Below are 13,703 nucleotides of genomic sequence, written 5' to 3' on the forward strand. Positions count from 1 at the left end.
CTGGCCGAGCCGACCGTGGCCGCGACCCTGACGCTGGCACCCACCGCCCGGATCGTGGTCCCCGCAGGCCTGCCCGCGGGCAGCCACGACCTGACCGGACCGGGCGTCACCGTGCTCAACAACGGCGCATCCCTGCCCCCCGGCGTGACGCTCACAGGCGGAAAGCTGGTGCTGGCGGGCGGCTAGAACAACCACCGGCGCTTTCGCACAAACCGCGAAGGCGCCGGTGCCCGAAGGCAGAAGCGCGGCGGTGGCACCCGCGCGATGCCGTTGGCAACCCGTTCCCGGACATGCCGCGGTCAGATCAAAGCAATCATGTCCGGCAGGACGGCAGGGCCGTCGCGACCGGCAAGCCGGTTCCCGCGGCCCGACCGGCCTGCTTCCGGCGCTTTCGCATCATCGCAAGCGCGCCGAGCCCAAAGGGCAAAAGGGCTGCGGTTGCGGGCAGCGGGACAGGGGCAACGTCAACCTCAACCTCTTGAAAGCTGATGGACGCATACTGATCCCAGGTTCCAGAATGATAATAGCTGTCGGTGAACATCCCGGACAGGACGCCGTTCACCAGTTCGAAACTGATGATCTGTTCAAAGACGCTGTTGTGATAAGAGTTCTCGTCTGTCCGGTAGAAATTCCCCCATCGGGAATATTCGCTGAAAATCGCGCCGTCGTTCCATGCCAGGGAAAAGCTGAGAATGCCCGGCGATACAAGATGAAAACCGAAATACCCTTCCACCCTGTCGCCCAGGTTCAGCCCTTGATAAGGGGCAGGCGCCGGTTCCGGTTCTTCGCAGGAACGGGAATAACACCACCAGTAATTCTCGTCCAAGGTCATTTCCACCTTGTAGAAACCGCTTTCCAGCACCGCGGCATCCGCCGACTGCCCGATCCCGGCCGCCATGACCGCCGCCGCGGCAACTGACCTGATACTCATGAAACCACCTTCGAAACCAATGCGAATCAGCGGCATGATTGCCGACGCATGAATGATTGATCGGGACGGCAGGCATGTCTTGGCGAAAGCATGCGCGGCCGGTCAATCAAGGCGCGAGAAATGAACATGGCCAACGATTTAGAAAATCGGCGGGCGGCAATACCCGCTGGCGCTCTGCTTCATTCCGGCGGGAATATGACCTGCGCGGCCAGCCGGTGCCGGCGCCTTTGCACCGCGAAAGGGCGCCGGGCCTTGCCACCACCGGCAAGGCGGCGGCGGACAAGGAAACCGGCGCGAGACGAGCCGCGTGAAAGGCATGGAACGGCCATTCGCCCCCGAACCGGCCTCAAAACAGGAATGCCCGGAAAAGCCTTTTTCCCCGCGACCGAGGATCTGTTCTGAATTGCAGCGACGATTGTCATGCGGGCGATCGCCGCGGTTCCGGCCTGTCGATCGGAAAGGGGGAAGGCGACCGGCCAATCCGGGCGCAAGAAAGCTTCTCCGTCAAGAGCGCGAAAGAAGGGCGCGCGAATGCCGCAAGAACCGGGCGGCCACGGGGCAGGCGCGCGGCCGGAAACCCGGCCAGCCGTCCCGATCCGCCGCAAGCCTGGCCAAAGGCCCGGCAGGCGGATCGTCCCCCGTGCGAATGGCCATAGTCTGCCAAACAGGTTTGTGGCAGAAACGCGGCCATGATCTCGATGGTTGTTGTTCTTTCCTGGCCGCTTGTGGTGTTCTGGCTTTTTGCCAACCGCTCTCCTGCGAGCGCCGTGGTCGCATCCATTCTCGGGGCCTATCTGCTGCTGCCGCGGAACTATGCGATCGATCTTCCCGCGGTGCCCACCTTCAACAAGGATTCCATCCCCGCCCTGGCGGCCGTTCTGGCCGCGGCGGTGATGATCAAGGGGCCGCGCCTGCAAACCCTGGCCCCGGCCATGGTGCTGCCCGGGCTGTGGCCGCGCGGCCGGATGGTGCGCATCCTGTCCGTCATGTTGCTGGTCGGCGCCGTTTCCACGGTGCTGACCAACGGCGACATGCTGCGATACGGGCCCACGACGCTGCCGGCCCTGCGGCCCTACGACGCGGGCTCGTCGCTGGGCTTCACCCTGTTCGGGCTGCTGCCCTTTCTTCTGGCGCGCAAGTATCTGGCCCACCCGGACGCCCAGAAGACGCTGCTGGTCGGCATGGTGGCGGCAGGTCTGGCCTATTCGATCCCGGCCCTCTACGAGGTGCGCTTCTCGCCCCAGCTCAGCCGCATGTTCTACGGCTATTTTCCCCATGACTGGCTTCAGCACCTGCGCGCCGGGGGGTTTCGCCCGGTGGTCTTCCTGGAACACGGGCTGTGGCTGGCGATCTTCTTCTGTTCCTCGTTTCTTGCGGCCCTGGCGCTGTGGCGCAGCCGGTCGGACGATTTCAGGATGCGGTGGTTCGCGGCCTCGGCCTGGCTGTTCATGACCCTTGTGCTGTCCAAGGGGGTCGGCGCGCTTGGCATCGGGCTTTTGCTGGGCGCGATGATCCTGTTCCTGCCGGTCCGGCTTCAGGTCGTCGGGGCGGCGGTCCTGTCCGGCATCCTTTTGCTTTATCCCATGCTGCGGGGCGCGGACCTGGTGCCGACCGAAACCGCCCTGGCCTGGGCCGAGCGCGTCGATCCCGCCCGCGCGGCATCGCTGCGCTATCGCCTGGACAACGAGGACATCCTGCTGGCCAAGGCCAACCAGCGGCCCGCCTTCGGCTGGGGCGGATGGGGACGGAACCGCGTCTACAATGCCGAGGGCAGGGATGTCAGCGTCACCGACGGCCATTGGGTGATCGTGATCGGCACCCGCGGCTGGATCGGTTATCTGGCCGAATTCGGCCTGCTGCTGATCCCGATGATCATGCTGGGCCTGCGCTGGAAGACCCTGGCCCCGACCCCGGTCACGGCGGGCCTGGCCATGGCCCTGACCGCCAACATGATCGACCTCATTCCCAACGGAACCCTGACCCCGGTGACCTGGCTGCTGGCCGGGGCGCTGGCCGGGCGCCTTGAACTGGGCAGGATGGGCGACATGGCGGCCGCGCCCGTGTCGGCGGGCCCCCTTGTCAGGCAGAACGCCTATACCCGGCAGATCCGCCCCCATCCCCCCCGGACAAGCGCCGCAAGATGACGAACGACCCGTCCCTGCCACCGACCGACGCCGCGCCCGATGCCGTGCCTGACGCCGTGATCGACGCCGTGGCCATCGGCCGAAACGAGGGCGGGCGCCTGGTCCGCTGCCTGGACAGCCTTTTGGCGGCGGGGTTCCGCCAGATCGTTTACGTCGATTCCGGCTCGACCGACAACAGCATCGCCGAAGCCGAGGCGCGGGGCGTCAAGGTGGCAAGGCTGGATCTGGCGGCCCCCTTTACCGCCGCCCGCGCCCGCAATGCCGGGGTCGCGGCCCTGCCGGGGGACCAGGACCATATCCAGTTCATCGACGGGGACTGCGTTCTCGATCCCGGCTGGCTGCCGCGGGCGGCCCGATTTCTGGCGGAAAATCCCGACGCGGCGGTTGCCTGCGGCCGCCTGCGCGAGATCGCCCCCGAGGCGTCGCTTTACAACCGGCTGATCGACAGCGAATGGAACACCCCCATCGGCGAGACCAGGGCCTGCGGCGGGATCGCCCTGATCCGGGCCAGGGCCTTCCGCGAGGCGGGGGGCTTCAACCCCGTTCTGATCGCCGGCGAGGAGCCCGAGCTTTGCCTGCGCCTGCGCCGGATGGGCTGGCGGATCTGGCGCCTGGATGCCGAGATGGCGCGCCACGACGCGGCCATGCACCGCTTCGGCCAGTGGTGGCGGCGCGCCAGGCGGGGCGGCTATGCCTATGCCCTGGGCGCGGCGCTGCATGGCCGCGCCCCCGAGCGCCACAATGTCGGCCAGACCCGCCGGGCGCTGGTCTGGGGACTGGGGATCCCGCTGGCCGCGGTTCTTGGCGGGCTTCTGATCCATCCGCTGCTTCTGGCGCTGCTGCTGGCCTGGCCGCTCCAGGTCATCCGGCTGTGGCGCCGAGACGGCAATCTGCTGCGGGCGGGGTTTCTGACGATCGGCAAGCTGCCCGAGGCGATCGGGGTTCTGGAATACTGGGCCAGGGCGACGGCCCGGCGGGGCGAAAGGCTGATCGAATACAAATGAGACCTGATGCCCCGCAGCACCGACAAGGACGACGATCTTGAAGGAATCCCGGATGCCCGCCTTTGCAAGTTCCCCGCCTTCTCTTTTGGTGATTTCCACGGCTCCGGCCGGCATGCGCGACGGCAAGCTTGTCCTGGACAGGAAATTCGTCGAGGGGATGCGGCTTTATGCGGAGAAATGGAACGGCCCGGTCGGGTGCCTTCTGCCCGACAATTTTTCGGACCAGCTGTTCACCGGAACCTTCGATCCGGCCTCGATTCCCTTCGAGGTCAGGCTTCATCCCAGAACCCGGCGCGTCACGGCAACAGAACTGGACGGCTATGATGTCGTTCTGTGCAGCGGAGACAGCGAGCAGCATCTGCACTTGGCCGAACTCTGCAAGCGCGTGGGGAAACCCGTGTTCTTCACGATCGAGAACATTCCCGAAACCAGGCGGCAGATCGTGATGCTGGATCGGAAGAAATCCCTGCTGAAGAAGATGAAGTCGGTCGCGATGGTCCATTATCACGAGCGCCGCCGCCGAAGGGCCTTTGCCCTGGCCGATGGCTTGCAGGCGAACGGCTATCCGGCGGCGCGGCGATACCGCGCGGACAATGCCAACGTCCTTCTTTACCTGGACAACAGGATCGATGCCGGCCTTCTGGGAACGCAAGCCGAGATGGCGGCCCGCCGCGACCGCCTGATGGCGGGAAAACCGCTGCGGCTGATCCATTCGGGACGGCTCGAGCCGCTCAAGGGATCCCAGGATCTGGTGCCGATCGCCTGCCGCCTGCGGGATCAGGGGGTCGATTTCATGCTGGACATCTTTGGCGGCGGCAGCCTGGAAGGCGACATCCGGGCCGAGATTTCACGCTGCGGATTGCAGAACCATGTCAGGCTGCGGGGGGTGGCCGACTTTGCCACGGAACTGGTGCCCCATGCCCGGAAAAACAGCGACATCTTCGTCAGCTGCCACCGCCAGTCGGATCCGTCTTGCAGCTATCTGGAAAACATGGGCTGCGGCCTGGCGATCATCGGTTATGACAACAGGATGTGGGATGCCCTGGCCCGGGAAAGCGGCGCGGGATGGGCGCTTCCCTTGGGGCACTGGCGCGCCCTGGCCGACAGGCTGGCAAGCCTGGACAAGGACAGGCTTGCCATTGCGAAGGCGGCGGACAATGCGAGACGCTTTTCGGGACAACATCTTTTGGAGCGGGAATTCGACATGCGGGTCCGTTTCCTCAAGGACGCTGTGACGCCATGCTGAACCAGGCTTCGAAACTGGCGATTCTTTGCGATTTCATGTTCAACCCGGCCCGGGACATCGAGGTTTTCGGCATGTTCGGCGCGGGAAACCTGGGCGACGAGGCCATGCTTGTCGCCGCCCGCCAGGAACTGGGCGCGCGCCGCTGCGTCCCCTGGAAATATTACCGCAACAGGCTTCTCAACGGCCTTGTCCTGTCCAGAAGGCATGGCAATCTTTTCGTTGTGGGCGGGACGCTGATCCACGGGGGAAAAACCGACTGGCTTGATTACGTCGAACACCGCTTCGACCAGAAGGTGCCGGTTTCCTTTTTCGGCACCGGAATGGCCTTCACCGAAGACCAGATCGCCGGCCAGTCCGACAGCTACAAACGCTGGGCGCGCATTCTTCGCGGATCGCGCCATGTCCATCTGCGCGGCCCGGCCTCGGCCGGCCTGGCGCAGGGAATGGGCGCCCGGGCCGGGGTGTTCGGGGATTTCGCCTTTCTTTTGCACGACCCGGAACGCCCGCCGGCAAGACCGCAGGACCGCAGAAACATCATCGGCCTCAATTTCGGCCAGTGCCTCGGCGACCAGGAGGATTTCGAAAGGCGGGCGGCGGCCCTGGTTTCCGAACTCGCGGGCCGGCACGAGCTGATCTTCCATGCGGTGGTGGAAGGCGATGTTCCGGTCACCCTGCGCATCGCCTCGGCGGCGGGCCTTTGCCTCGACGAGGCAGGGATCGAGAAGCATTACCGGGATCCCCGTGCCTTCATGGATTCGGTCAGGCATTACCGGGCTTTCCTGGGGCTGAAGATGCATGCTGCGGGACTGGCGATGATTGCCGGCGTTCCCAGCCTGATGATCGCCTATCTTCCCAAGGCCAGGGACTTCATGGCGCCCCTGGGGCGCGACGACCTGCTGATCGACCTGCCGGTCGATGTCGAGGGCACGCTTGAAAAGCTGGCCCGGCTGCTTGACGATCCCGGGTCAGGCATCCTGGCCGACCGGATCGGAGCGGTCCATGCTGGTCAAAGGCGAATCCTCCGGGATGTCCTTGCGGGCCTGTGATCCCGGATCCTCAGGCCCCTCCCCGCTCCACGTCCACCAGCCCGTCGCCGTGGCGATAGCCGTTCAGGACCATGCCCAGGACATTGGTGTATTCGCCCACCTCGCGTTCGCAGCTGTCGAAATCGCCATAGCGGGTCTGGTCGGCCCGGGCCAGGATCAGGGCGCAGTCGACATGCTGGAGAAAGGCGCGGGCGTCGTCGCCGATCAGGATCGAGGGCAGGTCGAAGATCATGATGTCGGGGGCATAATCCTCCTGGATCCGGGCCAGCGTGTCGCGGGTGGCGTCCGACATCAGAAGCCGGGTCGGATCGGTCTGCGCCTCGCCCGACAGCGCCAGGGCCAGGTTGGCGCCGATGCGCCGCCCGTGATCGGCAAATCCCCGTTCCCCGCGCAGAAGCGGCGCGATCGAGGAAGGCTGCGGCAGGCCCAGCATCTGGGCCACCGCCGGCGCGCGCAGGTCGAAATCGAACAGCATCGAGCGCAGTTCCGGCTGGCGGCCGAGCGCCAGCGCCAGGTTCACCGCCGTTGTGGTCTTGCCGCATTTCGGCAGGGGCGAGGTGATCGCCAGCCGCCGCCAGCCGTTCTGGCGCATCTGGTACAGGATCTTGGTGCGCAGCACGTCGAAGGGGGTCGATTCCTGGGACGCGCTTTGCGACAGGATGCGCGACACGACCAGCATGGCCGGATCCAGCCGGGTTTCGGGCAGGGCCTGCCACAGCCCTTCCGTGCCGCCCATGCCCGGCGCCGGGGATGGCGAAACCGGCGCCTGCGGGCCGTCATCGGCCTGCGGCGCGGCAGGGACAGCGGCGGCAGGGGCAGCGCCGGCAGGGGCAGCGGCGGCAGGGGGCGCGGCGCCGCGTTCGGCTTCGCGCTTTCTGCGGGCGATCTCGATGGCGGCTTGCAGCTTTTCCATGGGGCGGGTTTTCCTTCGCGTCTCAGCCCAGGCCCAGGCGGGTGACGATCTTCTGCGCCAGGATGTCCAGCGGCATGTACTGGGTGTGGATCGCCCACAGGCCCAGGGGGATGACGATCACCACCGCCAGGATCGCCGCCAGCCGGATGGCCTGGCGGCGGCGCCGTTCGGTCCGCCCCTCGATATGGGGGATGACCGCCAGGGGGGTGATCTGGAAGCGGGACCGCAATTCGGCCGGGCGGCGGATGGTGTTGTTCAAAAGCTCCATCAGCGCGAAGAACCCGCCCGCCAAGCCAAGGCCAAGGCCGATGCCCGCCGCGGCGATCTTCTTGCGGTTCGGCCCGGAAGGCTGGCCGGGCACGCTGGCGGCCTCGATCACGGTGATGCGCTGGCCCTGGGCCGAGGTTTCCACCCGCTCGACCTGGCGGGCCTGGTCGAGGCTTGCCACGGCGGCGTTGTACCGGGCCTGGATGTTCTGCTGGTCGCGTTCCAGCGCGCCGAGCGCGATGGCGTTGGCGGCGGTCGCATTGATGGACTCGGCCAGGTTTTCCAGTTCCTGGTTGGCCTGCTCCCTTTCGTTTTGCAGCGCGCTGACCCGGCTGTCGATCTGCGACAGGTTCATGTCCAGAAGCGCGTTGCCGGAATTGCTGGCCTGCGCGGGGGCGGCCTGCCCCTCGGCCGCGCGTTCGGCGCTGGCGATGCGGTTCCTCAGCGCCCGGACGCGGGGGCTGTTTTCGGCATAAACGCCCAGAACGCTGTTCAGTTCGGCCCGGAGCGCGGCCAGTTGCTGCTGCTCGGGGGTCTGGGGGGCGGTCTGGGTGGGCAGGTTGCCGGTCTGCTCGAACAGGCGCACCATTTCCGCGCGCTGCGCCTGCAACACGGCCAGGTCGCTTTCCAGCCGCGCCACGCGTTCCTGCAACAGCGACTGGCGGTCCTGGCGGTATTGCAGGTTTTCGGGCAGGGCGGCGGCGTTCTGACGCTTGAATTCCAGGATGCGGGCGTTCTGGCCGTCCAGATCCTGGCTCAGCCGCTCGACCTCCTGCTGGAAGAAGGCCAGCCGGTTCTCGGCCTGGCCGACGCGGTTGCGGGTGTTGGCGCCCAGGATCAGCGTGGTGTATTCGTTGACCACGCCCGCGGCGATGCGCGGGTCGGGCGAGGTGAAGGTCACGGTCATCATGGTGGCCTCGTCCCGCCCGCCGGTCCGGCGGATCACGGTGTTGGCGCGCATCAGGGCCAGCTTCTCGTCCACGCCGAGCGCGCCGTCCCGGCCGAACACGTCCAGCTTGTTGGCCACGTCGATCAGGTTGGCGCGGGTCAGAAGCTGCTGTTCGATCACTTGCAGCATCTCGTTCGCCGAATCCGTGCCGGGGGCGTCGCGGCCGTCCAGGATGCGCGGGTTCTCGACCAGAAGCCGGGCCGATGTCGAATAGGTCGAGGGCGCGCGGATCGCCCAAACCGCGCCAAAAACCGAACAGATGATGATCAGCGCCAGCATCACCGGCAGGCGCCGCATCAGAAGGGACCAGTAGAAACGCAGGTCGATCATGGGGCGTCCCGCTTGACCTCTTGTTCATGGGCCAGAACCAGCCTTGCGGGGCGTTCGGCCGGGGTGGGTTCGGAAAAAGCCCCGGGCAGGGGCTCGGACAGGGGCTCGGGCGCGGCGGTCAGGATCAGCCCGTCGCGAATCAGTTCGTCGATGATGTCGGCGCCGACCACCCGGCGGTCGGCCGCGGCGCCGTAAACCAGCGCCAGGTCGGCGATCTTGTTGATCATCCGGGGCACGCCGCGCGCTTCGGCATGGATGCGGGCGCAGGCCGGGCCGTCGATCTCGGCCCCCGTGCCGCCCGCCTTCTGCAACCGGTGGCGGATATAGGCGACCGAGCTTTCCATGTCGAAGCTGCCCAGGTGAAAGGTCGCGCTGACCCGCTGCGCGAACTGGCGCAGCTGGGGCCGGGTGATGATCTCGCGCAGCTCGGGCTGGCCCAGCAGGATCAGCTGCAACAGCTCGTCGGTGCCGGAATTGATGTTTGTCAGCATCCGCAGCTCTTCCAGGGTGTCCGCGCCCAGGTTCTGCGCCTCGTCGAAGATCAGCACGACCAGCCGGCCCGCCGCGTATTCGGCCAGCACGAAATCCTGGAAGGTCTGGAACATGTCCACGTAATCGGCCCCGGGCGGCACGCTGATGTCGAAGGCGTTCAGGATCCAGCGCAGCAGGTCGCCCCGGTCGCCGCGCGCGTTGGAAATCAGCCCGACCCGCATGTCGGGATCCGCGCGCCGCAGCAGGGCCTGGATCAGCGTGGTCTTGCCCGCCCCCACTTCGCCCGTGACCACGGTCAGGGGCGCGCGCGTCATCAGCCCGTATTCCAGAACGGCAAAGGCCTTGCGGTGCCGGTCCGACCAGAAAAGCATGGCGGGATCCGGAAGGATCGAGAACGGCCGGACCGCAAAGCCGTAATGGTCGAGATAGAACTGGCTCAAAACTGGCGCGCACTCCGGGAAACGATAAGGCCGATATATCCGCACGGGCGGATCTTTGCCAGCCTGACGCCCGGTTCAAAGGCCCCAACTGGCTAAAAGTGAGGACAAATGCTTCCGAATCGCATCCTTGCCGCCGATGGGGGACCGTTTTTCTACCATGGGCAGGTCTCTTTTATGGCCGTTTCCCGTTATGATGGTGCCGCACGGAACGGTTTTCCGGCAAAAGAACCAATCGGGTCGAATTTTAATTAATTTTTAATCTAACCGTTCAGATCGCTTCCGGGCCGTGCTAGCCTTTGCCTTGTCCGGGTTCGGGGCGCGTCGAGGCGCAGGGTCGCCCTTGGATTGCGGGCAGGCTCCGGGCACCCTCGTGCCGTTGTCTTCGCAGGCTTTTTCATGGTGTTTCCTCGATGGAGGGAATTTTGACGATCAATACGCGCATGACCGATTTCAAATCCGATCTGGCCCTGGCCGACGTTGTCTTTCCCGACGCAAGCGACAGGCGGGGGATTTACCGGAACGGGGCCAAGCGGGCGATCGAAACCCTTCTGGTTCTTCTGACCTCTCCGGTGACGCTGCCGCTGATCCTGTTTCTGGCGCTTCTGGTCGCCTGCGACGGCGGCAATCCCTTTTTCGCCCAGAAACGGCTCGGCCGGAACGGCCGGGTGTTCCGCATCCTGAAGCTGCGCTCCATGGTGGTCGATGCCGAACGCCGCCTGGAGGCGCATCTGGACGAAAATCCCGAAGCCCGCGCCCAGTGGAACAGCACCCAGAAGCTGAAGCAGGATCCGCGCGTCACGCTGGTCGGACGGTTCCTGCGCAAGACCTCGATGGACGAGCTGCCGCAGCTTCTGAACGTGCTCAACGGCACCATGTCGCTGGTGGGTCCGCGGCCGATGATGGTGGACCAGCGGGTCATGTATTACGGCCAGTCCTATTACCGGCTGCGGCCGGGGATCACCGGCTTGTGGCAGATCTCGGCGCGCAACGAATCGGAATTCGTGGCCCGGGTGCGCTATGACGAGGAATACCATCGCGATCTGTCCGGTTGGCTTGACATGAAAATCCTGGTACGGACAGTGGTGGTTGTTCTGCGCGGCACCGGTTACTGAACCCGCGTATTTTCCGCCGCGGACCGCCAGAACGTCGTCCGCCGCGCCCAAAGCGACGAGACCTTTTCCGATCATGATTGCCGACGTTTCCTCCAGCCCCCTTTCCGCCCGGCGGGGCCTGCGTTTCCTTTTGTCCACCACCCTTGCCGTCGGCCTCGGCCTGTCGCTTGCCGGATGCAAGACCTCGGCCGAGCGGGCCGAGGAATATTACCAGTCCGGCCTGCAACTGCTGGAAGAAGGCGACGTGGACCGCGCCATCGTGCAGTTCCGCAACGTTTTCGACATCGAGGGCACCCATTACGAGGCCCGCAAGACCCTGGCCGACACCTATCGGACCCGGGGCGACACGCGCGAGGCCTATAGCCAGTATCTGCGCCTGGCCGAACAGTATCCCGACGACCTGCCGACCCGGGTCGCCCTGGCGCGCATGGCCTTCGACGGCCAGGAAGCCCAGGAGTTCGAGCGCCACACCACCCGCGCCGTCGAGATCGCCCCCCAGGACCCCGAGGTTCAGGTTCTGGATCTGGCCCGCCGTTATCGCGCCGCCGCCCTGGCCGAGGACGAAAAGGCGCGCGAGGCCCTGTCCGAGGAAGCGGCCCGCATGGCCGGAACCCGCCCCGACGATCCGATGCTGATGGGCATCCTGCTGGACCGGGCGGCCAATGCGGGCGACCTGGCCGAGGCCGACCGGCTGACCGCGCGCATGCTGGAATTGCAGCCCGACAATCCGCAGCGGTACCTGCAACGGCTGGCGCTGCTGGCCGAACGCGGCGACAAGCCCGCCATCGAGGCGCATCTGCGCGCCACCATCGCCCGGTTCCCCGACAACGGCCAGGCCAAGGCCGATCTGGTCCGCTTTCATCTGTCCGAAGGCCAGCCCGACAAGGCCGAGGCCTTTCTGCGCGAACTGGCCGATGCCGCGCCCGCCGGCGAATCCGGGGCCCGCGCCGATCTGGTCCGCTTTGTCGAGGCGCAGCGCGGCGTGGACGCCGCGCGCGCCGAACTGGACCGCCTGATTGCCGAAGGCGCCGATCCCCTGCTGTTCGGCACGCTGCGGGCGGGCTTCGATTTCCGCGACGGCAAGCGCGACGAGGCGATCGCCGCGGTCCGCGCGGTCCTGGACGGCGTGACCGAGCCGTCCGACACCTCGCGCGACGTGAAGATCCAGCTGGCGCGGATGCTTGCGGAAACCGGCGACGAGGCCGGCGCCCGTCAGCAGGTGGACGAGGTTCTGGCCCAGAATGCCGGCCATCCCGGCGGGCTGAAGATGAAGGCCGCCTGGGACATCCAGGCCGACAAGGTCGACGACGCGGTTCTGGGCCTGCGCGCGGTCCTGGACCAGGCGCCCCAGGACGCCGAGGCGATGGGCCTGATGGCAAGCGCCTATGACCGGGCGGGCGAAGCCGATCTGGCGCGCGACTACCTGTCGCAGGCGGCGGCGGCCTCGAACAATGCGGTGCCCGAGACGCTGCGCCTGGCCGCCCGGCTGATCGCCGAGGAACGCTGGCGCCCGGCCGAGGACGCGATCCTGCCCGCCCTGCGCCGGGCGCCCGGCAACCTGGATCTGCTGGAGGCGCTTGGCCAGGTCTACCTGTCCATGCCCGACCTGCCGCGCGCCCAGGGGGTGATCGCCCGCCTGCGCGAGATCGGCACCCCCGAGGCCGTGGCGGCGGCCGAACAGATGGACCTGAACCGGCTGGCCAACGAGCAGGGCCAGGACGCGGCGCTTGGCTATCTGGAACAGCAGGCCAATGCCGAGAATGCCAGCATCGGATCCAAGCTGAGCCTGATCCGCGCCCAGCTGGCGACCGGCCAGACCGAGGCCGCGCTGCGGCTGGCGGGAGAGCTGGCCGCCTCGGACCCGGACAACCGCGCCGCCGGCATGGCCCTGGCCCTGTCGCAGGCGGCCGCCGGCGACCTGCCCGCCGCGCGCGCCACCCTGGGGGGCCTGGTCGAGGACCAGCCCGCCGATCCGGCGCCGCATCTGACGCTGATCCGGCTGGCCACGCAGCAAGGCGACATCGACGGCGCCCTGGCGCTGGCCGAGCGGGGGCTGGCCGCCATCCCCGACAACCCCGACCTGCTGTGGTCCAAGGCCGGCCTGATGGAGCGCAAGGGCGACATCGACGGCGCCATCGCCATCTATGAACAGCTTTACGCGCGCGATTCCTCGTCGATGATCGTGGCCAACAATCTGGCAAGCCTGCTTTCGACCTGGAAATCCGACGACCCGGCGGCGGTGGCGCGGGCGTCAACCGTGGCACGGCGGCTGAAGGACACCGAGGTGCCGGCCTTTATGGACACCTATGGCTGGATCCAGCACCTGAACGGCGACAGCGCGGCGGGCCTGCCCTATCTGGAAGGGGCCGCCGAGGCCCTGGCGTCCGATCCGATCGTGCAGCTGCACCTGGGCGTGGTCCAGGCGGCCGCAGGCGAGGCCGATGCGGCGAAGGCGCAGTTGCAGAAGGGCCTGGACATGCTGCCCGAAGGCCAGAAAGGCCGGTCCGTCGCCCTTGCGCGCGAGGCCCTGGCCCGCCTGAACGCCCCCGCCGCCGAAACGGCGGGCACGGGAACGGCGGGCACGGGGATGGCGGGCACGGGAACGGCGGGCACGGGCGGCACCGCCGCGCCGGCCCCCGGCCAAGCCACGAACTGAGCGGCAGCCTGCCTGCATCGGCATCTTGAACGCCGGGGCGGGCCTGTGGTCCTGTGGTGACAGGGGGCGATTTTTTCTCTCTCTTCACCTCATGCCGACGGCATTGTGATAATGAGTCATTCTGGAAGGCCACACCAAGGATGTGCCGGACGGAAACAGTTTAAAGGGACTGA

12 protein-coding genes are annotated in these 13,703 nt (G+C 66.8%); 8 read left to right on the plus strand and 4 right to left on the minus strand.

Annotated features, from left to right (window positions below):
* Positions 1–186 (plus strand): hypothetical protein (locus tag ACFOM8_RS18670; protein ID WP_377763734.1); only part of this gene is annotated, 186 nt, incomplete at its 5' end.
* 127 nt (positions 187–313) lie between these two features.
* Here ACFOM8_RS18670 and ACFOM8_RS18675 read toward each other — a convergent pair.
* On the minus strand, positions 314–967 hold the full coding sequence (locus ACFOM8_RS18675) for a VPLPA-CTERM sorting domain-containing protein (protein ID WP_377763735.1): 654 nt from the start codon (positions 965–967) through the stop codon (positions 314–316).
* 38 nt (positions 968–1,005) lie between these two features.
* Here ACFOM8_RS18675 and ACFOM8_RS18680 point away from each other — a divergent pair, with 38 nt between their 5' ends.
* The 5 genes from ACFOM8_RS18680 (at position 1,006) to ACFOM8_RS18700 (ending at position 6,371) form a co-directional block, all read left to right on the plus strand.
* On the plus strand, positions 1,006–1,242 hold the full coding sequence (locus tag ACFOM8_RS18680; RefSeq protein ID WP_377763737.1) for a hypothetical protein: 237 nt from the start codon (positions 1,006–1,008) through the stop codon (positions 1,240–1,242).
* Positions 1,243–1,620: 378 nt separating this feature from the next.
* Positions 1,621–3,075, plus strand: coding sequence for a hypothetical protein (locus ACFOM8_RS18685; protein WP_377763738.1), 1,455 nt, complete (start codon positions 1,621–1,623; stop codon positions 3,073–3,075).
* Positions 3,072–4,079 (plus strand): glycosyltransferase, encoded by a 1,008-nt coding sequence (locus tag ACFOM8_RS18690; protein ID WP_377763740.1) that lies wholly within the window; start codon positions 3,072–3,074, stop codon positions 4,077–4,079. The genes ACFOM8_RS18685 and ACFOM8_RS18690 overlap by 4 nt, the downstream gene beginning before the upstream one ends.
* Positions 4,080–4,191: 112 nt before the next feature.
* Positions 4,192–5,325 (plus strand): glycosyltransferase, encoded by a 1,134-nt coding sequence (locus ACFOM8_RS18695; protein ID WP_377763741.1) that lies wholly within the window; start codon positions 4,192–4,194, stop codon positions 5,323–5,325.
* The gene (locus tag ACFOM8_RS18700) at positions 5,319–6,371 is read left to right on the plus strand and encodes a polysaccharide pyruvyl transferase family protein (RefSeq protein ID WP_377763742.1); all 1,053 of its coding nucleotides are present in this window, start codon (positions 5,319–5,321) and stop codon (positions 6,369–6,371) included. The genes ACFOM8_RS18695 and ACFOM8_RS18700 overlap by 7 nt, the downstream gene beginning before the upstream one ends.
* A gap of 10 nt (positions 6,372–6,381) precedes the next feature.
* On the opposite strand, the gene ACFOM8_RS18705 is transcribed toward ACFOM8_RS18700, so the two are convergent.
* The 3 genes from ACFOM8_RS18705 to ACFOM8_RS18715 are packed head-to-tail and all read right to left on the minus strand — an operon-like array spanning position 6,382 to position 9,762.
* A complete protein-coding gene (locus ACFOM8_RS18705; protein ID WP_377763743.1) occupies positions 6,382–7,284 on the minus strand; it encodes a CpsD/CapB family tyrosine-protein kinase in 903 nt (300 codons plus the stop codon).
* Positions 7,285–7,306: 22 nt separating this feature from the next.
* The gene (locus ACFOM8_RS18710) at positions 7,307–8,830 is read right to left on the minus strand and encodes a GumC family protein (protein WP_377763745.1); all 1,524 of its coding nucleotides are present in this window, start codon (positions 8,828–8,830) and stop codon (positions 7,307–7,309) included.
* Positions 8,827–9,762, minus strand: a complete 936-nt coding sequence (locus tag ACFOM8_RS18715) for an ExeA family protein (protein WP_377763746.1) — start codon at positions 9,760–9,762, stop codon at positions 8,827–8,829. The genes ACFOM8_RS18710 and ACFOM8_RS18715 overlap by 4 nt, the downstream gene beginning before the upstream one ends.
* Before the next feature lie 440 nt (positions 9,763–10,202).
* On the opposite strand from ACFOM8_RS18715, the gene ACFOM8_RS18720 reads away from it, so the two are divergent.
* Both ACFOM8_RS18720 and ACFOM8_RS18725 read left to right on the plus strand, forming a co-directional pair.
* Entirely contained in the window at positions 10,203–10,874 is a 672-nt protein-coding gene (locus ACFOM8_RS18720; RefSeq protein WP_377763748.1) for a sugar transferase, read from the plus strand.
* A 73-nt stretch (positions 10,875–10,947) separates the two neighbouring features.
* Positions 10,948–13,530 (plus strand): tetratricopeptide repeat protein, encoded by a 2,583-nt coding sequence (locus ACFOM8_RS18725; RefSeq protein ID WP_377763749.1) that lies wholly within the window; start codon positions 10,948–10,950, stop codon positions 13,528–13,530.
* Positions 13,531–13,703 lie beyond the last annotated feature (173 nt).

It is taken from the genome of Paracoccus angustae (assembly GCF_042648745.1).
GTDB classification, from domain to species: Bacteria; Pseudomonadota; Alphaproteobacteria; order Rhodobacterales; family Rhodobacteraceae; genus Paracoccus; species Paracoccus angustae.